20 protein-coding genes are annotated in these 18,468 nt (G+C 46.9%); 6 read left to right on the top strand and 14 right to left on the bottom strand.

Annotation, left to right across the window (positions count from 1 at the left end; translation table 11 throughout):
• Positions 1–26 precede the first annotated feature (26 nt).
• The 12 genes from rpsC to rpsL all read right to left on the bottom strand — a co-directional run bounded on the left by rpsC (position 27) and on the right by rpsL (position 8,544).
• On the bottom strand, positions 27–737 hold the full coding sequence (gene rpsC / locus ACYSNS_RS07525) for a 30S ribosomal protein S3 (protein ID WP_461722533.1): 711 nt from the start codon (positions 735–737) through the stop codon (positions 27–29).
• Complete coding sequence (gene rplV, locus ACYSNS_RS07520; RefSeq protein WP_461722532.1) at positions 737–1,126, bottom strand: 50S ribosomal protein L22; 390 nt, start codon at positions 1,124–1,126, stop codon at positions 737–739. The genes rpsC and rplV overlap by 1 nt, the downstream gene beginning before the upstream one ends.
• 2 nt (positions 1,127–1,128) lie before the next feature.
• The gene (gene rpsS / locus ACYSNS_RS07515; RefSeq protein ID WP_461722531.1) at positions 1,129–1,407 is read right to left on the bottom strand and encodes a 30S ribosomal protein S19; all 279 of its coding nucleotides are present in this window, start codon (positions 1,405–1,407) and stop codon (positions 1,129–1,131) included.
• Positions 1,408–1,422: 15 nt separating this feature from the next.
• Positions 1,423–2,256, bottom strand: a complete 834-nt coding sequence (gene rplB, locus ACYSNS_RS07510; protein WP_461722530.1) for a 50S ribosomal protein L2 — start codon at positions 2,254–2,256, stop codon at positions 1,423–1,425.
• A gap of 20 nt (positions 2,257–2,276) precedes the next feature.
• The gene (locus tag ACYSNS_RS07505) at positions 2,277–2,570 is read right to left on the bottom strand and encodes a 50S ribosomal protein L23 (RefSeq protein ID WP_461722529.1); all 294 of its coding nucleotides are present in this window, start codon (positions 2,568–2,570) and stop codon (positions 2,277–2,279) included.
• Positions 2,567–3,187: a 50S ribosomal protein L4 gene (gene rplD, locus ACYSNS_RS07500; protein WP_461722528.1), complete on the bottom strand. Its 621-nt coding sequence runs from the start codon at positions 3,185–3,187 to the stop codon at positions 2,567–2,569. The genes ACYSNS_RS07505 and rplD overlap by 4 nt, the downstream gene beginning before the upstream one ends.
• The gene (gene rplC, locus ACYSNS_RS07495) at positions 3,187–3,927 is read right to left on the bottom strand and encodes a 50S ribosomal protein L3 (protein WP_461722527.1); all 741 of its coding nucleotides are present in this window, start codon (positions 3,925–3,927) and stop codon (positions 3,187–3,189) included. The genes rplD and rplC overlap by 1 nt, the downstream gene beginning before the upstream one ends.
• 27 nt (positions 3,928–3,954) lie before the next feature.
• A complete protein-coding gene (gene rpsJ, locus ACYSNS_RS07490; protein WP_007477064.1) occupies positions 3,955–4,263 on the bottom strand; it encodes a 30S ribosomal protein S10 in 309 nt (102 codons plus the stop codon).
• Positions 4,264–4,330: 67 nt separating this feature from the next.
• On the bottom strand, positions 4,331–5,506 hold the full coding sequence (gene tuf / locus ACYSNS_RS07485; RefSeq protein WP_461722323.1) for an elongation factor Tu: 1,176 nt from the start codon (positions 5,504–5,506) through the stop codon (positions 4,331–4,333).
• A gap of 62 nt (positions 5,507–5,568) precedes the next feature.
• Positions 5,569–7,653: an elongation factor G gene (gene fusA / locus ACYSNS_RS07480; protein WP_461722526.1), complete on the bottom strand. Its 2,085-nt coding sequence runs from the start codon at positions 7,651–7,653 to the stop codon at positions 5,569–5,571.
• A gap of 30 nt (positions 7,654–7,683) precedes the next feature.
• Complete coding sequence (gene rpsG / locus ACYSNS_RS07475) at positions 7,684–8,154, bottom strand: 30S ribosomal protein S7 (protein WP_461722525.1); 471 nt, start codon at positions 8,152–8,154, stop codon at positions 7,684–7,686.
• An 18-nt stretch (positions 8,155–8,172) separates the two neighbouring features.
• Positions 8,173–8,544: a 30S ribosomal protein S12 gene (rpsL, locus tag ACYSNS_RS07470; protein ID WP_002964366.1), complete on the bottom strand. Its 372-nt coding sequence runs from the start codon at positions 8,542–8,544 to the stop codon at positions 8,173–8,175.
• A gap of 666 nt (positions 8,545–9,210) precedes the next feature.
• Between rpsL and xth the strand changes: the two genes are divergently transcribed.
• The 5 genes from xth (at position 9,211) to ACYSNS_RS07445 (ending at position 13,434) form a co-directional block, all read left to right on the top strand.
• Positions 9,211–9,987, top strand: a complete 777-nt coding sequence (gene xth, locus ACYSNS_RS07465; RefSeq protein ID WP_461722524.1) for an exodeoxyribonuclease III — start codon at positions 9,211–9,213, stop codon at positions 9,985–9,987.
• Positions 9,988–10,154: 167 nt separating this feature from the next.
• Entirely contained in the window at positions 10,155–11,063 is a 909-nt protein-coding gene (locus ACYSNS_RS07460; protein ID WP_461722847.1) for a transporter substrate-binding domain-containing protein, read from the top strand.
• Between the two features lie 140 nt (positions 11,064–11,203).
• On the top strand, positions 11,204–11,956 hold the full coding sequence (locus ACYSNS_RS07455; protein WP_461722523.1) for an amino acid ABC transporter permease: 753 nt from the start codon (positions 11,204–11,206) through the stop codon (positions 11,954–11,956).
• Between the two features lie 2 nt (positions 11,957–11,958).
• Positions 11,959–12,675, top strand: a complete 717-nt coding sequence (locus tag ACYSNS_RS07450; protein WP_461722522.1) for an amino acid ABC transporter permease — start codon at positions 11,959–11,961, stop codon at positions 12,673–12,675.
• A gap of 12 nt (positions 12,676–12,687) precedes the next feature.
• The gene (locus tag ACYSNS_RS07445) at positions 12,688–13,434 is read left to right on the top strand and encodes an amino acid ABC transporter ATP-binding protein (protein WP_461722521.1); all 747 of its coding nucleotides are present in this window, start codon (positions 12,688–12,690) and stop codon (positions 13,432–13,434) included.
• A 362-nt stretch (positions 13,435–13,796) separates the two neighbouring features.
• Here ACYSNS_RS07445 and ACYSNS_RS07440 read toward each other — a convergent pair whose 3' ends face one another.
• Entirely contained in the window at positions 13,797–14,510 is a 714-nt protein-coding gene (locus ACYSNS_RS07440) for a tetratricopeptide repeat protein (RefSeq protein ID WP_461722846.1), read from the bottom strand.
• 444 nt (positions 14,511–14,954) lie between these two features.
• Between ACYSNS_RS07440 and ACYSNS_RS07435 the strand changes: the two genes are divergently transcribed.
• On the top strand, positions 14,955–15,197 hold the full coding sequence (locus ACYSNS_RS07435; protein WP_461722520.1) for a hypothetical protein: 243 nt from the start codon (positions 14,955–14,957) through the stop codon (positions 15,195–15,197).
• A gap of 320 nt (positions 15,198–15,517) precedes the next feature.
• Here ACYSNS_RS07435 and ACYSNS_RS07430 read toward each other — a convergent pair whose 3' ends face one another.
• Positions 15,518–18,241: a valine--tRNA ligase gene (locus ACYSNS_RS07430; RefSeq protein ID WP_461722519.1), complete on the bottom strand. Its 2,724-nt coding sequence runs from the start codon at positions 18,239–18,241 to the stop codon at positions 15,518–15,520.
• Between the last annotated feature and the right edge of the window lie 227 nt (positions 18,242–18,468).

Below are 18,468 nucleotides of genomic sequence, written 5' to 3'. Positions count from 1 at the left end.
CCAAATCTTATCTGTACGTCAGAAAATCAAGCGTTTTCACGACGACGGTTCGTATTAGAACCCTGATTATCACCTTCAGTGGCACGGCGTTCGGAAGCCATTGGATCATGTTCAAGAATTTCGCCCTTGAATACCCAAACCTTCACACCACAAATACCGTAAGCGGTTTTCGCTTCTGCTGTACCGTAATCAACATCTGCGCGCAAGGTATGAAGAGGAACGCGACCTTCACGATACCACTCCATCCGCGCAATTTCTGCACCACCAAGACGACCGGCACAATTGATACGAATACCCTCAGCTCCGAGACGCATTGCAGATTGAACAGCACGCTTCATAGCGCGGCGGAAAGCAACGCGACGTTCTAGCTGCTGCGCAATAGATTGGGCGACAAGTGTTGCGTCAATCTCTGGCTTACGAACCTCGACAATATTGAGAGACGTATCAGCGTTGGTCATCTCAGCAAGCTTACGACGAAGCTTTTCAATATCAGCGCCTTTCTTACCAATGATAAGACCAGGGCGAGCCGAATGGATCGTAACGCGACATTTCTTATGGGGACGCTCGATAACAACTTTAGAAATGGCAGCTTGCTTGAGCTCTTCCATAACATATTCACGAATTTTCAAATCCTCGTGAAGTAGTTTGCCATACTCGCCTGTATCAGCATACCAGCGGGAATCCCAAGTACGATTGATGCCGAGACGAAGCCCGATAGGATTAATCTTCTGGCCCATTATGCAGCCTCCCCTTTTTCGGAAACTTCGCGAACGATAATGGTAAGATGCGAAAACGGACGTTCAATCCGACTTGCACGCCCTCGACCACGCACATGGAACCGTTTCATAACGATCGACTTACCAACATGTGCTTCGGCAACAATCAACGAATCAACATCAAGATCATGATTGTTCTCGGCATTGGCTACTGCTGATTCCAAAGTTTTCTTCACTGTTTCAGCAATACGCTTACGTGAGAATGTTAAATCAGCAAGAGCTGTATTCACCTTCTTACCGCGAATCAAAGCAGCCACCAGATTAAGCTTCTGGGGACTAACGCGGATTGTACGGGCGACAGCTTTCGCCTCGTTATCCTTAAGCTGGCGCGGAGCCTTAGCTTTGCCCATTACTATTTCCTCTTCGCTTTCTTGTCCGCACCGTGACCATAATAGGTACGGGTTGGAGCGAACTCGCCGAATTTATGTCCAACCATTTCTTCGGAAACAGAAACAGGCACATGCTTGTTACCGTTATAAACACCGAAGGTCAAACCTACAAACTGCGGCAAAATCGTGGAGCGGCGGCTCCACATCTTAATAACTTCATTACGACCGCCGGCACGAACCTTCTCAGCTTTCTTGAGAAGATAGCCGTCAATAAACGGTCCTTTCCAAACTGAACGAGCCACTTCAGACTACCTCTCTTATTTCTTGCGCTGATGACGCGAGCGCATGATGAATTTATCAGTTGCCTTGTTGGAGCGAGTACGCTTGCCTTTTGTAGGCTTACCCCAAGGAGAAACTGGGTGACGACCACCAGATGTACGGCCTTCACCACCACCATGAGGGTGATCGACCGGGTTCATAGCGACACCGCGTACGTGCGGACGTTTACCACGCCAACGCGAACGACCGGCTTTACCATCATTGATATTGCCATGATCTGGATTAGATACAGCTCCGACCGTTGCATAGCAACCACCCGACACAAGACGCTGTTCGCCAGAGTTGAGGCGTAGAATCGCCATGCCCTGATCACGCCCCACCAACTGAGCATATGTACCAGCTGAACGGGCAATCTGCCCACCCTTGCCCGGCTTCATCTCAACATTGTGGATGATTGTACCGACAGGCATATTCCCCAGTGGCATCGCATTACCAGGCTTTACGTCTGCATTTGAACTTGCAATAACGGTATCACCAACGGCCAAACGCTGAGGAGCAAGAATGTAGCTCAACTGGCCATCTTCATAACGGATGAGTGCAATGAAAGCTGTACGGTTCGGATCATATTCCAAACGCTCAACCTTAGCAGGCATATCCCGCTTTAAACGCTTGAAATCAACAAAACGATAAGTACGCTTATGACCACCACCCTGAAAGCGAGCAGTAACGCGACCGTGGTTATTGCGACCGCCTTTTGACGATAGACCCTCGGTTAGCGCCTTTACGGGCTTTCCTTTGAAAAGACCTGAACGATCAACAATAACAAGCTGACGTTGGCCTGGCGTGGTCGGATTAAAGTGCTTGAGTGCCATTATTCTTAACTCCGAGCCTCTTAAAGACCAGTCGAAACGTCGATTGACTGACCTTCAGCCAGCGTCACGATCGCTTTTTTGACATCACTCTGCCGACCGACAATGCCCTTAAACCGCTTTACCTTACCCTTACGAGTTGTGGTATTGACTGCTTTAACTTTCACGCCAAAAAGCGCTTCTACTGCAGCCTTGATTTCAGGCTTTGTCGCTTTCGGCGCGACATTGAAGACAACCTGATTATGTTCAGAAATCATGGTCGACTTTTCGGTAATAACCGGACTGACAATTACGTCGTAGTGGCGAAGATCCGTCATTTGAAACGCTCCTCAAGGGCTTCGACAGCCGCTTTTGACAAGACAAGCTTGCCACGACGCAGGATGTCATAAACGTTAATCCCCTGTACCGGCAAAACATCCACATTTGGTATGTTAGATGCAGCACGGGAGAAGTTCACATCGATTTCTTTTCCACCGATCAACAGCGCGTTAGTGAAACCGAGTTTCGCAAAGTTTGTGGTCAAAATCTTTGTCTTTGCTTCCTTGATGTTCAATTCATCAACGATGATCAAATCATTCGACTTTATCTTTGCAGAAAGTGCATGACGCAAGCCCAAAGCACGGATTTTTTTCGGCAGATCATGCGCATGACTGCGCGCAACCGGACCATGTGCCTTGCCACCGCCGCGAAACTGCGGTGCGCGAGCAGATGAGTGACGAGCACGGCCCGTACCCTTCTGTTTGAACATCTTAGCGCCTGTACGAGAAACATCAGCGCGACCTTGGCTCTGATGTGTACCTTGCTGGCGACGTGCTAACTGCCAACGAACAACACGCTGGAGAATATCCTCACGAGGATCAAGACCGAAGACCTCATCCGAAACCTTCAATTTTCCGGCTTCTTTACCTTCGAGAGTCGTAATTGTGATATCCATTATTCGGCTCCCTCAGCTGCTTGTGCTTCCACCGAAGCAACAGCTGCTTCTGTTTTTGCCGACAAAGCCTGACGAAGACCAGCTGGCTTAGGTGCATTATCAGGGAGATTATTTTTCACCGCATCACGAACCAAGATCCAAGCGCCCTTCGAACCCGGAACAGCGCCGCGAACCAAAATAAGACCGCGATCGAGATCCGTAGAGACAACTTCAATATTCTGTGTCGTCACACGCGTCTGGCCCATATGACCAGCCATCTTCTTACCCTTGAAAACCTTACCCGGATCCTGACGTTGACCAGTTGAACCATGGGCACGGTGAGTGATTGAGTTACCGTGCGAGGCGCGGTGACCACCAAAGTTGTGACGTTTCATAACACCGGCAAAACCTTTACCGATTGTTGTACCAGTCACATCAACTTTTTGACCCGGAACAAAATGTTCCGCAGTTATTTCTGCACCGATATCAAGAAGATTATCGGGGCTGACGCGAAACTCTGCTACTTTCGCCTTCGGTTCTACCGAAGCCTTGGCAAAGTGTCCGCGAAGGGCCTGAGAGGTATTTTTTACCTTTGCCAGACCAACACCTAACTGAACAGCCGTGTAGCCATTCTTCTCAACTGTACGCTGAGCGACAACCTGACAGTTCTCCAAACGAAGTACTGTGACCGGTACGTGCTCACCAGCGTCGTTATAGACGCGGGTCATGCCCAGCTTTTGTGCTATTACACCTGAACGCATCGGGTTCGTTCCTTCCGTCCCCAAGCCTTAAAGCTTGATCTCGACATCAACACCAGCAGAAAGGTCGAGCTTCATCAGCGCGTCCACCGTCTGCGGCGTCGGATCAACAATATCAAGAAGACGCTTATGCGTGCGCATTTCAAACTGCTCACGGCTCTTCTTATCGATGTGCGGCCCACGATTAACCGTGAACTTCTCGATCCGCGTTGGAAGCGGAATCGGACCACGGACGTTGGCGCCAGTGCGCTTGGCGGTCGACACAATCTCACGTGTCGAAGCGTCAAGGATCCGATGATCAAACGCTTTTAAGCGAATGCGGATGTTCTGACCGTTCATACTCTTAATTTCCCTGTCATTCGGAACGCCTTCTATAGAAGACGCTCCTTAACAATTAATACCCAAATTACTCGATGATTTTAGAAACGATACCGGCACCGACGGTACGGCCACCTTCACGGATAGCGAAGCGAAGCTTCTCTTCCATAGCAATCGGAACAATCAAGGCAACATCAACAGTGATATTATCACCTGGCATCACCATCTCTGTACCTTCTGGCAGCGTTACAATACCCGTAACGTCTGTCGTACGGAAGTAAAACTGAGGACGGTAGTTTGTGAAGAATGGTGTATGACGACCACCCTCGTCCTTGGTCAGAATATAAGCTTCTGCCTTGAACTTGGTGTGCGGCGTTACTGAACCCGGCTTAGCCAAAACCTGACCACGTTCAATACCTTCACGGTCAATACCACGAAGAAGCGCACCGATGTTGTCGCCTGCCTGACCCTGATCAAGAAGCTTACGGAACATTTCAACGCCGGTTACTGTTGTCTTCGATGTCGGACGAATGCCGATGATTTCGATTTCTTCACCAACCTTGACAATACCGCGCTCTACACGACCTGTCACAACCGTACCACGGCCGGAGATCGAGAAAACATCTTCAATCGGCATCAAGAAAGGCTGATCAACAGGGCGCTCTGGCGTTGGAATGTAAGCATCAACTTCGCTCATCAACAAGCGAACGGCATCTTCACCAATGGTCTTGTTGCTATCTTCAAGTGCTGCCAAAGCAGAACCCTTGACGATCGGAATTTCGTCGCCCGGGAAATCATACTTCGAAAGAAGCTCACGAACTTCCAATTCAACCAATTCCAAAAGCTCTTCATCATCAACCTGATCGACCTTGTTCAGGAAAACAACGATCGCAGGAACACCAACCTGACGGGCAAGCAGAATGTGCTCACGTGTCTGAGGCATCGGGCCATCAGCTGCGGAAACAACAAGAATTGCACCATCCATCTGGGCAGCACCGGTGATCATGTTCTTAACATAGTCGGCGTGTCCAGGGCAATCAACGTGTGCATAGTGACGGTTTTCCGTCTCATACTCAACGTGAGCTGTCGAAATCGTGATACCGCGTGCGCGCTCTTCAGGTGCCGCGTCAATCTGATCGTAAGCCTTGAATTCACCAAAATACTTCGTAATCGCTGCTGTCAACGATGTCTTGCCATGGTCAACGTGACCAATCGTGCCGATGTTTACATGCGGCTTCGTACGTTCAAATTTGCTCTTTGCCATTTGAGCTCTCCATTTCCTGTCCAGTTAAGGACTAAGTTGAAAGTTAATACGTAACCGCCTGATTACGCGAATTTTTTCTGAATTTCTTGAGCCACTGCTGTTGGCACTGGTTCATAATGATCAAACTGCATTGTGTACTGGGCACGACCTTGGCTCATCGAACGCAACGTATTCACATAACCAAACATATTAGCCAAAGGAACCATTGCATTAACAACCGTCGCTATACCGCGAGCTTCTGTACCTGATATCTGTCCGCGACGTGAATTCAAGTCACCGATCACATCACCCACATAATCTTCAGGAGTAACAACCTCGACCTTCATGATAGGCTCTAGTAGCTGAGCACCAGCTTTCTGCGCACCCTCTCTGAATGCTGCACGTGCAGCGATTTCGAAAGCAAGAACAGAAGAGTCAACATCGTGATATGCACCATCGATCAAAGTTGCTTTCACACCAAGCATCGGGAAGCCTGCCAACGGACCTGCACCCATAACACTTTCAATACCCTTTTGAACACCTGGAATGTATTCCTTCGGAACCGAACCGCCAACAATTTTTGAGTCGAACACGAAATCATCACCTTCGTGAGGCTCAAAAATGATTTTGACACGAGCAAACTGACCGGAACCACCAGACTGCTTTTTGTGGGTATAGTCAATTTCGGCAGCACGCGTAATTGTTTCACGATACGCAACCTGAGGCTGACCAACATTGGCTTCAACCTTAAATTCGCGCTTCATACGATCAACAATAATGTCCAAATGAAGCTCGCCCATACCTGCGATAATTGTCTGACCAGATTCTTCATCAGATTTAACTCGGAATGAAGGATCCTCAGCAGCTAGACGATTGAGAGCAATACCCATCTTTTCTTGGTCAGCCTTGGTCTTCGGCTCAATCGCGATCTCGATAACCGGCTCAGGGAATTCCATACGTTCCAAAATAACTGGCTTCAAAGGATCACAAAGAGTATCGCCAGTTGTAGTTTCCTTCAAACCAGCAAGCGCAACAATATCACCAGCGAAAGCTTCCTCGATATCTTCACGTGAGTTCGAGTGCATTTGCAACATACGACCCAAACGTTCTTTCTTACCCTTCACTGTATTTTCAAGCGAGGCACCTTTTTGAACCTTACCGGAATAAATACGGCAAAATGTGAGCGAACCTACAAACGGATCATTCATGATTTTAAATGCAAGCATAGAAAGCGGTGCATCATCTGAAGATTCGCGCGTTGTTTCCTGTTCAGTCTTCACATCTATACCAGCAATCGCAGGCACATCTACCGGTGAAGGCAAATAGGCAACAACAGCATCAAGAAGCGGCTGAACACCCTTGTTCTTGAAAGCAGTACCACAAAGAACCGGGTGGAATTCAACACCGATTGTACCCTTACGGATCAAAGCAACAAGCTCTTCATTGCTCGGCACATTGCCTTCGAGATAGGCTTCTGTCGCGGCTTCATCAACCTCAACAGCCATCTCAATGAGCTTTTCACGATATTCTTCGGCCTTATCTTTCAAATCGGCCGGAATATCGCCCACAACTGCGGCGGCACCAATAGAGCCATCCCATGTGTAGGACTTCATCTCAATCAGATCGACAACGCCTTCAAATTCGTTTTCAGCACCAATCGGCAACTGAAGAACAAGAGCTTTAGCACCCAAACGAGAACCAACCATCTCAACGCAGCGATAAAAATCAGCGCCGATCTTGTCCATTTTATTGACAAAAACCATACGAGGAACATGGTATTTTTCAGCCTGACGCCACACTGTTTCCGTCTGAGGCTCAACACCAGCATTCGCATCAAGAAGAGCTATAGCACCATCAAGAACACGTAAAGAACGCTCAACCTCAATGGTAAAATCAACGTGTCCAGGAGTATCGATAATATTAAAACGACGCTTTTTACCATCACGACCTTCCCAGAAGGTCGTGGTCGCAGCAGAGGTAATCGTAATACCGCGCTCCTGCTCCTGCTCCATCCAGTCCATCGTTGAAGCACCATCATGGGTCTCACCGATTTTGTGGTTCTTGCCTGTATAGAACAAAATACGCTCGGTCATTGTGGTCTTACCCGCATCAATATGCGCCATAATACCAAAATTACGATAGTCTTCGATTTTATATTCGCGGGCCATAACTTTTGCCTTAAATCTAAAGAGTTACACTTACCAACGGTAGTGCGAGAATGCGCGGTTAGCTTCAGCCATACGATGCGTATCTTCACGCTTCTTAACGGCAGAACCACGATTATTAGCGGCATCCATCAACTCGCCCGACAAGCGATCAACCATGGTCGTTTCATTACGGTTACGAGCCGCAGCAATCAACCAACGGATCGCAAGTGCCTGACGACGATCAGGACGAACATCAACTGGAACCTGATAGGTAGCACCACCAACACGACGAGAACGAACCTCTACATGCGGAGCAACATTTTCCAAAGCCTGATGGAACAACGCAACAGGCTCCGACTTAGCTTTACCTTCAACCACATCAAGCGCACCATAGACGATACGTTCTGCAACTGACTTCTTACCATCAAGCATGATGGCGTTCATAAATTTCGTAATAACAAGATCACCGAACTTCGGATCCGGATTGATTTCGCGTTTTTCTGCTTTATGGCGACGGGACATAGGCTCTGTCTCTCAAACTTATTTCGGACGCTTCGCGCCGTACTTAGAACGACGCTGCTTACGATTCTTAACACCCTGGGTATCAAGCACACCACGAATGATGTGATAACGAACACCCGGCAAATCCTTAACACGACCGCCACGAATCATCACAACGGAGTGCTCTTGAAGGTTATGACCCTCACCAGGAATATATCCAATAACTTCAAAACCATTTGTCAGACGAACTTTCGCCACTTTACGCAAAGCAGAGTTCGGCTTCTTTGGTGTCGTTGTATAAACACGGGTGCAGACACCACGCTTCTGTGGGTTCGCCTGAAGGGCTGGAACCTTATTACGCTTGACCGGCGCTGTACGCGGCTTGCGGATCAACTGGTTTACGGTAGGCATTCAACCTTCCTCTTTCAATCTCTGTTCGTCTCGCCCCCATGAGGGCCGCTTCACTTCATTACATCGCCGGACACCCGACGACAACAGTTAACTCATGCACAAAACCGGGCATCACTGCCATCCTGCAGATCACCCGATCATAAAAGCAGAGGAGACTTTTGGCCTCTTGCGCCCGGCATTTGCATTTTTAAAACCGTAAAACGAACCCTGTTTGAGGTAAACTCCGAAACGCGTCGTCTCGAAAATCGCTAACCTCACATCGGCTCAGATGGGCGTTTAATAGAGTGAAACCTCGCTTTCGTCAAGCCCATTGCCATAACGAGCTTGCGAAAAATGGAAAAAACCTTTTTTTAACCCTTTCGCGAGCAATTCTGCGCCGTCCGGAGCGCAAAAATTATCTTTTCACGGTTAATATTAATGCGCTCACGCAGATTCACCATGAAAATTGCTGGAGATTCGCTCACTCTCTTATGGTTAGCGAATCTAACTTAGAATCGTCGAAGCGTGAAAACGTCTCCTGAACTGCATTTCTAATCCACACGTCCGGTTTTAAGGCCATCCTATCGTCTTCGGGATAGCTATAGTTGGAACCGACATTCTGGGGAAAGTAAATCTGTCATAGCGCTAAGGCTTGATGTCTATATCTCTCCGACCTAAGATGGTGAAATGAAAATAGCTACATGGAACATTGCTGGAATTAAAGCTCGCCACGATACACTCATCGAGTGGCTTGCAATGTTCCACCCAGACATCGTCTGTCTGCAAGAGGTGAAAAGCATCGACGAAAACTTTCCTCGTTCTGCCATTGAAGGCCTTGGTTATCATATCGAAGCACATGGGCAAAAGGGGTTTAATGGCGTCGCGATACTGTCAAAAAAAAGTCCCGATGAAGTAATCCGGCGACTCCCAGGTGATGACAGTGATGAGCAAGCGCGCTATATTGAGGCACTTTTCTCTAGCGATAAAGGCGTTGTCCGCGTCGCTTCCTTGTATCTGCCCAATGGCAATCCGGTAAACAGTGATAAGTATCCCTACAAACTAAAGTGGCTGCAACGACTACAGTTGCATGCACAAAAACTCCTAAAATTGGAGGAACCGCTCGTACTAGCCGGCGATTATAACGTTATACCAGCAGCGATAGATGCGAAGACCCCTCAACAATGGATCGACGATGCCTTGTACCTTCCGCAGAGCAGGCAAGCATTCCAACGCATTATCGATTTAGGGTTTTATGATGCCATTCGTGCTGTAACGGACGAACCGAACTATAGTTTTTGGGATTTTCAAGCTGGCGCGTGGCCCAAAGACAATGGCATAAGAATCGATCATTTTTTACTCTCTCCCGAAGCAGCTGATATGCTTTTATCAGCCGATGTTCAAAAAGATGTGCGCGGCTGGAATAAACCTTCAGATCACACACCTGTCATGATTGAAATTTCGTAACGTCTTGCAATCTGCTGACATGGCATGGTTTATAGCTGTTAATGCAATTCAGTTGAAAACAGAAAAAAACGCTTAATGAACGCATAAATGTGCTAGTCTCAAAAACCCTCGCACTTTTCAATTAAAGCGAGATGAACTGGCTCAAAAAGCTCAAAAGGAGAACATTCATGAAGAAAGCCCTCTTAGCCCTCACTGCAGCAGCGGTTATTGGCTTAACTGGTGCAGCGCAAGCGCAACAAAAAGATACACTTGAGAAAATTAAGGAAACAGGGACGATAACCTTGGGTGTTCGTGAATCATCCGGCTTGGCATATGCGCTTGGTAACGGAAAATATGTCGGTTTTCATACAGAAATGGCCGAACGTATTATTGATGACATTTCTAAGAAAATTGGAAAGCCTATCAAGATTAACTATCTTCCGATTACATCCCAAAACCGCATCCCTTTAGTTCAGAACGGTACGTATGATTTTGAATGCGGTTCCACGACGAACAATGCATCACGTGCGAAGGAAGCAGCATTCGCATACACGACTTATGTTGAAGAAGTGCGTATTGCTACCAAGAAGGATTCCGGCATCAAATCTATTGCGGATCTTAACGGCAAAACTGTTGCGACCACTACCGGCACAACGTCAGTTCAGTTGATACGCAAAAACAAGCGTGCTCAAAACATCGACTTTAAAGAAGTCAACGGTAAAGACCACGCTGACAGCTTTCTATTACTAGAATCTGGACGCGCTGATGCATTTGTTATGGACGGTTCGATTTTGGCCGGAAATATCTCCAAATCAAAAAATCCATCCGAATATGTTATCCTGAATGACATTCTTTCCGTTGAACCTATCGCTTGCATGCTACGCTTGGACGACAAAAATTTCGAACAGGCTATTGATGATAGTATCGTGCGTCAGGTAAAAGACGGCTCGCTTGAAAAGCTTTATAATAAATGGTTTATGGAGCCGATCCCCCCATCAAACACAGTGGTTGGGCTTCCTTTGTCAGCCTCGACCAAGTTTGCCTGGGAACATCCCAACAATAAGCCTATGGAAGAATACACCGAAAACAAACAGTAATTTTCGGGCCTAAACGGCTGCATTTTATCAGATCATAATGCAGCCGTTACCTTCCAAATAGCTGCTGATAAGTATCACCTTGTCATTTCTGAAGCATATTGCACGGCCTCCATGTCAGGCCCCCATCGGGAAACACATAAATGGATTTTTCGTTTTTATGTATGGATGATCTGGATCACGTCCAGATACCCGGCTGCTTGGGTAAAGCAGGCGTAAGCCATACCTATCTTGATACGTTGCTGAATGGCTTTATGAATACTGCAATTCTATCCGTTTCAAGTTTGATCTTGGCAGTCGTCGTCGGTGTCATTATTGGCACCATGCGCACCCTGCCCCATACAACAACACTGAACAAAATTCTTCGAGCTATCGCCCGTATCTGGGTTGAATTGATGCGGAACGTTCCACTGCTTGTACAGATATTTTTGTGGTATTTTGTCGTACCGAAAATTTATCCGCCGGCGATGGGTTTCCCGCCGATTTTATTGGTCGTGTGTGCTTTAGGTTTCTTTACATCTGCGCGTATCGCGGAACAAGTGCGCTCCGGTATAGAGTCAATTCCGACAGGTCAGCGCTATGCTGCTATGGCTATGGGCTTTACGACTTCTCAAACTTATCGCTATGTGATCTTGCCGCGTGCGATGCGTACGATTCTTCCTCCTTTAGTTTCAGAATCGATGGGTATTGTGAAAAATTCCGCAGTGGCCTTTGCGGTATCTATTCATGAGTTAATGCAATTCCAGTATCAAGCGATTGAAGAGGTCAGCCATGTCTACGAGAACTATCTTGTTGTAACGGTGCTCTACATCATCATCGCGCTGGCAATCTTCATGGTAATGTCAATCATTGAACGCGCGGTTAAAATTCCGGGCTTCCAAACGGAAGGGCGTTGATCATGTCAGAACTCCTGGGCCCTACCCTTTCCTACTATTTGACCTTTGATTTTTCCGGATTTGATTTTTCGTTTTTTACGTTTGATGTATTCCGTTCCTATATCTTGTCAGGCTTAATATTTAGCGTTGTTTTGACTATTGTTGCAACGGTATTGGGCTTGATCTTTGGTACACTTCTGGCAATGATGCGTCTTTCGTCGTTCAGATTTCTTTCTTGGATTGCAACAATTTACATCACAGCAATGCGGTCAATTCCGCTGGTGATGGTGATATTGTGGTTTTTCGTACTATTGCCATTTATAACGGGTGAATCGATCGGTGCTAATAAATCCGCACTTATCACGTTTACGGCTTTCGAGGCCGCATATTTTGCCGAAATCATGAGGGCGGGAATTCGCTCCGTATCACAAGGCCAAAAGTATGCTGGTCAAGCTTTGGGTATGACCTACTGGCAGAGTATGTCGATCGTTATATTGCCACAGGCATTGCGTAATATGCTGCCCGTGCTTTTGACTCAGGTCATCATCCTTTTTCAGGATACGTCCCTTGTTTACGCGATCAGCGGCAATGACTTGCTGAAAGGTTTCGACATCGTCGCCAATAATTTTGGCGTTAAACAAGAAGCCTATATACTCGCCGCAATCTTCTACTTCGTCATCTGCTTTACGCTTTCACAAGCGGTTATGTATTTGCAGAAAAAAGTCTCTATTATCCGCTGATAGGAAAATTCCATGTCCGACCACATGATTGAAATGAAAAAAGTCTCCAAATGGTATGGAAAGTTCAATGTTCTGAAAGATTGCTCGACAAATATTGACAAGGGAGAAGTCGTTGTCGTTTGCGGGCCTTCAGGCTCCGGCAAATCAACATTGATCAAAACTATCAACGCTTTGGAACCTTTTCAGCAAGGTGAAATTTGGGTTGATGGCGTTCCCGTACATTCACCAAAAACAAATCTGCCTAAATTGCGCAGCCGCGTTGGGATGGTCTTTCAACATTTTGAATTGTTTCCGCATTTATCCGTCATGGAGAATTTGACTGTTGCGCAAATAAAAGTATTACATCGCAGCAGGGCTGATGCAATTGAACGCGGTTTGAAATATCTGGAACGCGTTGGTTTGATCGAGCATAAAAACAAGTATCCTGGGCAACTATCAGGCGGACAGCAACAACGTGTTGCCATAGCCCGCGCCCTCACCATGGATCCAATCGTTATGCTGTTTGATGAACCGACATCTGCATTGGATCCAGAGATGGTGGGCGAAGTTCTTGATGTCATGATCGGCTTGGCACAAGAAGGAATGACAATGATTTGTGTGACCCATGAAATGGGTTTTGCGCGCAAAGTTTCTAACCGCGTTATCTTCATGGATGAAGGCACAATATTGGAAGATTGTACATCAGAGGAATTTTTCGCAGATCCGAAAGCGAGAACACCGCGCGCGCAAGATTTCCTTTCGAAGATTTTGAGCCATTAGATGTATTCAAATTCGTAAGCTGGATTGCACGCCTTCCGTGGCTGTATAGGCTGCAACCAGTATCTACATCAGCAAAAACATCAAAGCCACGCCCATATGACAACTTTCACATGGCGTGGCTATTATCATGACTTAGATATACCCAGCTTAAAGCCTTCTTCATTTTGACTCTCGTAGAGTATATTAAAGAATAGGCTGCACAGACTAAGGCTACAGACAAGGCTCTGACGCGTGCTGCCGTTGAAAATTCGATTACCTCTAGATAGTCGTGATTGAGCAGAAGTACGAAACGTGATCTCACACAGCGAAAACCCGATCAATACAGATCCACTACAATAGGCTATTAAACGATATCGTTGAAATTAAAAGCCGCTATTGTTACTAGCAATATCACTGGCAAGGGAAATGGCAGTGCGTCGATCGGCCTCTCCAGCAACTGCAAAAGCACGCTCCTGCATTTGCCTTATCCAGCTTTGGTCTTCAGCATCGGCTTTCTCATAGGCCGCCGTCATCATGGCAAGACCTCTAACAGTTTTCCCTGCCTGAAACAACATATTGCCTAGCATGGCTTGCGCGGCTGGATTGCCTTTCTTTGCTGAAAGTTGAAACCAACGAGCTGCTTGTACCGGATTTTTATCGCCCCCATCGCCACTCAATAACATCTGGCCCAAACGATATTGCGCTTCTGGGTTACCAAAGTTAGTCGCGGCTTGCATATAAAGGCTGCGCGCATGCACTGCATCTTGCTTGACCGGCGAGTTTGGTATGCCTGTATGCAAATATCCTGCTATTTCAACCAATGCGTCAGAAAGATAGCTTTCATTTTCCGAGCCAGGATCTGCACCTTCCTCGACGATTCGCACAAAGAACTGATAGGCTTCATAGTCATTTTCAGCGACACCGTCGCCATCAGCATACATCCGCGCAAGTTTCCAACTCGCTCCAGGATGTCCCATATCAGCTGCATACCGAAGGGCCTTTATAGCCTGATCCTTATGCCCACTTTTATAGGCAGAAATACCGGATTTAAAGAAAAGGAATGGACTCTCTGAGTCACTATCCTTTGAGGCGTTCATATCAAGCGCAGAAGCCGTAGAAAGGCAGAATCCCAGAGTGACGGCAGTCACACTGGCTATCCATGTCTTTTTATGACTTCTCATCTAAAAATCACCCAATCTCTTGCCGTTTTAACGCCATTAAAAGCAATGGTGGCACTGGCGCCAAACTGCTCTCCCTTTGTGGTGGGAATGAGGCATTTTAACCTGACGAAACGTCTAGCACATCATTGGGCAAAAAGGTGTTGCGCAATGGCAACATAGGGCTATCCCTTTGTCTTTGGTTAATCGACATCCTTTTACATTGGTCCCGTTTTTGAATTTGCAACAAAACCGCAATTATGTAAAAAGATGAAAAAGCAGCGTGAAAAAGCGCGTTTGAACGAATTAAATGGAAATGCAACCGTTGGATGATGCACAATTGTGCAAACTTGTAGCAACTGCATACAAACAGGCAGAGAGAAAATGATAAAAAGCAATGGGGCAATATTGGCGTTACTGTTTGCGGCAACAACCTTAACCGCATGCAATGCGACAAGGACAGAGTCATTATCCGATTCTGATGTCGCCCCAACGGGCTACTGGTTTCTCGGCGACAATGGTGAACGTCAATGGCGAACGCTTGACCCTGCCGATATCCCGCCACCGGCTCCTGCCGTGCGCAAAAACTACGCAACACCGGTCGGAAACGGAAGCGGCCGCGGTTAGTTGACGTTAAACTTTAAAATTTGCGTACAGCTTTAACATGCTTTGTCTTACCAATGCATCATAGGTTGAACTTTAGTAAGATTGATTGACTTTAGCCGTCCTTTATCCAGGCGCATTTAAAAAAACTCTCTGGGAGAATCCATGTCGGCTTTTCTTTAAGAATACTTGTAGATTTTGCCTCTAGAGTATATGTCCGGACCCTCCATTGGAATCCGACTTGGATTGCAGCTTAACAAAGCCCCTAGCCCAACAGCCAACGCGCGACACTAATCTACGATATCGTTAGCCGTATGGGCATTAAAAACGCATTACACATATCATTAAGCTAAACGGTCCATGGCAATGGAAAGTTTTTCTTTAGCACCTTGCAGCTCTTTAAGTCTTTCACGCTCTGCTTCGACAACTTCAGGCTTGGCGTTCGCAACAAATTTAGGATTTTCCAATTTGTTATTGATTTTTTGAACATCCAAATCGATCTTACCGATCTCTTTTGCCAATCTAGCACGCTCGGCGTCCAAATCAATAAGCTTACCTAGCGGTAGGCAGAATGTCGCTTCACCCAACACAAGCTGGGCTGAGGCATCAGGCACAGTTGTTGCCAATTCTATCGAGTCCACACGCGCAAGTCTCTGGATGGAAGCTTGATGACGCAGCAATCTTTCCTGCGTTACAGCATTCGCCTCAATTACAACCAAGGGCGCTTGTGCTCCTGCGGGCACATTCATCTCTGCACGCACAGAACGTATGCCGCTGACAACATCAATCAGCCAATTAATATCCGTGGCCGACACTTCATCTTCAAATCCAATATTTGGCCACTGCGTTAAAGCCAGCATAGATGATCTATGATGAGCGTCAGCTGCTGTAACAGTCCACAACTCTTCTGTCATGTATGGCATGAAAGGATGGAGAAGCTTGTAGACTTCATCTAACACCCAAGCCACACACGCTTGCGCCTCTTTTTTTGCCGCTTCATCTTCACCCTGAAAAACTGGCTTTAAAAGCTCTAGATACCAATCACAAAGTGAGTTCCACACGAAACGATACAAGGACGCTGCAGCGTCATTAAATCGATATGTCTCTATGCCCGATGTTACTGCTTTAACGGTTTTTGAAAGCTCCGTCAATATCCAACGATTAAGCGGTAATTCTGCATTTTCAGGCTTAAAAAGCGGATCATGTGTAACGCCATTCATCTCGGCAAAACGAGTGGCATTCCACAATTTCGTGCCGAAATTGCGGTATCCGGCAATCCGCGTCGGATCCAACTTCACATCCCTGCCCTGAGCAGCCATGATAGCGAGCGTAAAGCGTAACGCATCAGCTCCATACTCATCCATGAGTTCCAATGGATCAATCACATTGCCCTTAGATTTCGACATTTTCGCGCCATTTTTGTCGCGAACCAAGGCATGCATGTAGATATCACGAAATGGCACTTCGCCCATGAAATGAAGGCCCATCATCATCATACGCGCAACCCAGAAAAAGATAATATCAAACCCAGTCACGACGACACTGGTTGGATAGTAGGCTTTTAGCTCGTCGGTATTATCCGGCCAGCCAAGGGTTGAAAACGGCCACAATGCCGAAGAGAACCAAGTGTCGAGAACATCTTCATCACGCGTGAGTTCAACAGGCGTTCCGTAGTGTACTTTTGCGGCTTCTTTCGCTTCTTCGACAGTCTTTTCAACAAAGATCGCGCCATCAGGACCATACCAGGCCGGTATTTGATGTCCCCACCACAACTGCCTCGATATACACCAAGGCTCTATATTTTCCATCCAGTTGAAATAGGTTTTCTCCCAGTTTTTAGGGATGATGGCTGTTTTTCCATCACGGACCGCGGCGATTGCAGGTTTGGCGAGTTCTGCAGCGTTAACATACCATTGATCCGTCAGTAGAGGTTCGATCGGTACACCACCCCGATCACCATGGGGCACCATGTGTGGATGGTCATCAATCCCAGCCAGGAAGTTTTGTTCTTTCATCATCGACACAATCATTTTGCGTGCAGAAAACCGGTCGACATGATCCAATTTGGAAAGCACTGTCGCAAGCGATTCCGAATGATCCAAACCTTGAAGAAAATCTTCATTGTCGCTCAAAAGCATCTCTGCTTTTTGCGTCATCACATTGATGATACGCAAACCATTACGCTTTCCAACCTCAAAATCGTTGAAGTCATGAGCAGGTGTAATTTTGACAGCACCGCTTCCAGACTCGGGATCGGCATATGTATCGCCAACGATTGGAATACGACGCCCTACGAATGGCAGAATAGCGTAACTGCCAATCAGCGCCTTGTAGCGATCATCGTCGGGATTAACAGCAATGCCGGTATCGCCAAGCATTGTTTCCGGACGAGTTGTAGCGACAACAATAAATGTTGAAGAATCTTCAGGATCGAAGGTTTTCCCCTCCAATGGATAACGGAAGTGCCAAAGATTTCCTTTGACTTCCCTTTGCTCCACCTCGAGATCTGATATTGCTGTTAATAATTTTGGATCCCAATTCACTAAACGCTTATCTTTATAAATCAGGCCCTGCTTATGCAGCGAAACGAAGACCTCCAAAACCGCTTTTGAAAGGCCTTCATCCATTGTAAAGCGTTCTCGCGACCAGTCACACGACGCTCCCAGTCTCCGCAGCTGATTGGCAATCATACCACCAGACTCTTCGCGCCATTGCCAGATGCGTTCAACAAATTTCTCACGTCCCATTTCGTGGCGCGACGGTTCTTTTCGCTCAGCCAGCTGACGCTCAACGACCATTTGGGTAGCAATGCCGGCATGATCCATACCTGGTTGCCATAATACGTTTTTACCGCGCATACGCTCGAAGCGTACCATGATATCCTGAATGGTATTATTTAGAGCATGGCCCATATGAAGCGAGCCTGTGACATTCGGCGGCGGAATGACGATACTAAATGCGTCCGCTCCAGGCTTTGCACCAGCACCAGCTTTAAACGCGCCGTTTTCTTCCCACATCTTTGCTATACGGGGCTCGGTGGAACCGGCATCATAGGTTTTTTCAAGCATTTTTTTTCCAGTCGCGAACATAGCTAAAAGCGTGTCATTAGCGCGATAGCTTGACACTTCAGCACAAAATTATTGGTTGCATGTATCTAAAACAGTTTTGTGTGGCTGAAAACCGGATTTTCCAAAAAAAACCAAAATGCGTGACTTTTGTGGCTTGAATTAAGTGTCCGAAAAGCAACTCAGCTGAAAGTCGCTTTGCCAATTTCGCTCGCTCACCATGAAAAACG

Source organism: Bartonella sp. LJL80 (assembly GCF_054871565.1).
This window is presented reverse-complemented; position numbering and strand designations above follow the sequence as displayed.

What these genes read in the sequence shown, in the direction of transcription:
- ACYSNS_RS07445 (WP_461722521.1), top strand. Translation starts at nt 12,688, where the DNA reads ATGTCCGACCACATGATTGAAATGAAAAAAGTCTCCAAATGGTATGGA.
- fusA (WP_461722526.1), bottom strand. Translation starts at nt 7,653, where the DNA reads ATGGCCCGCGAATATAAAATCGAAGACTATCGTAATTTTGGTATTATG.
- rplC (WP_461722527.1), bottom strand. Translation starts at nt 3,927, where the DNA reads ATGCGTTCAGGTGTAATAGCACAAAAGCTGGGCATGACCCGCGTCTAT.
- ACYSNS_RS07450 (WP_461722522.1), top strand. Translation starts at nt 11,959, where the DNA reads ATGTCAGAACTCCTGGGCCCTACCCTTTCCTACTATTTGACCTTTGAT.
- ACYSNS_RS07505 (WP_461722529.1), bottom strand. Translation starts at nt 2,570, where the DNA reads ATGACGGATCTTCGCCACTACGACGTAATTGTCAGTCCGGTTATTACC.
- rpsC (WP_461722533.1), bottom strand. Translation starts at nt 737, where the DNA reads ATGGGCCAGAAGATTAATCCTATCGGGCTTCGTCTCGGCATCAATCGT.
- ACYSNS_RS07430 (WP_461722519.1), bottom strand. Translation starts at nt 18,241, where the DNA reads ATGCTTGAAAAAACCTATGATGCCGGTTCCACCGAGCCCCGTATAGCA.
- ACYSNS_RS07440 (WP_461722846.1), bottom strand. Translation starts at nt 14,510, where the DNA reads ATGAACGCCTCAAAGGATAGTGACTCAGAGAGTCCATTCCTTTTCTTT.
- rplB (WP_461722530.1), bottom strand. Translation starts at nt 2,256, where the DNA reads ATGGCACTCAAGCACTTTAATCCGACCACGCCAGGCCAACGTCAGCTT.
- tuf (WP_461722323.1), bottom strand. Translation starts at nt 5,506, where the DNA reads ATGGCAAAGAGCAAATTTGAACGTACGAAGCCGCATGTAAACATCGGC.
- ACYSNS_RS07435 (WP_461722520.1), top strand. Translation starts at nt 14,955, where the DNA reads ATGATAAAAAGCAATGGGGCAATATTGGCGTTACTGTTTGCGGCAACA.
- rplV (WP_461722532.1), bottom strand. Translation starts at nt 1,126, where the DNA reads ATGGGCAAAGCTAAGGCTCCGCGCCAGCTTAAGGATAACGAGGCGAAA.
- rpsL (WP_002964366.1), bottom strand. Translation starts at nt 8,544, where the DNA reads ATGCCTACCGTAAACCAGTTGATCCGCAAGCCGCGTACAGCGCCGGTC.
- rplD (WP_461722528.1), bottom strand. Translation starts at nt 3,187, where the DNA reads ATGGATATCACAATTACGACTCTCGAAGGTAAAGAAGCCGGAAAATTG.
- ACYSNS_RS07455 (WP_461722523.1), top strand. Translation starts at nt 11,204, where the DNA reads ATGGATTTTTCGTTTTTATGTATGGATGATCTGGATCACGTCCAGATA.
- rpsG (WP_461722525.1), bottom strand. Translation starts at nt 8,154, where the DNA reads ATGTCCCGTCGCCATAAAGCAGAAAAACGCGAAATCAATCCGGATCCG.
- rpsJ (WP_007477064.1), bottom strand. Translation starts at nt 4,263, where the DNA reads ATGAACGGTCAGAACATCCGCATTCGCTTAAAAGCGTTTGATCATCGG.
- xth (WP_461722524.1), top strand. Translation starts at nt 9,211, where the DNA reads ATGAAAATAGCTACATGGAACATTGCTGGAATTAAAGCTCGCCACGAT.
- ACYSNS_RS07460 (WP_461722847.1), top strand. Translation starts at nt 10,155, where the DNA reads ATGAAGAAAGCCCTCTTAGCCCTCACTGCAGCAGCGGTTATTGGCTTA.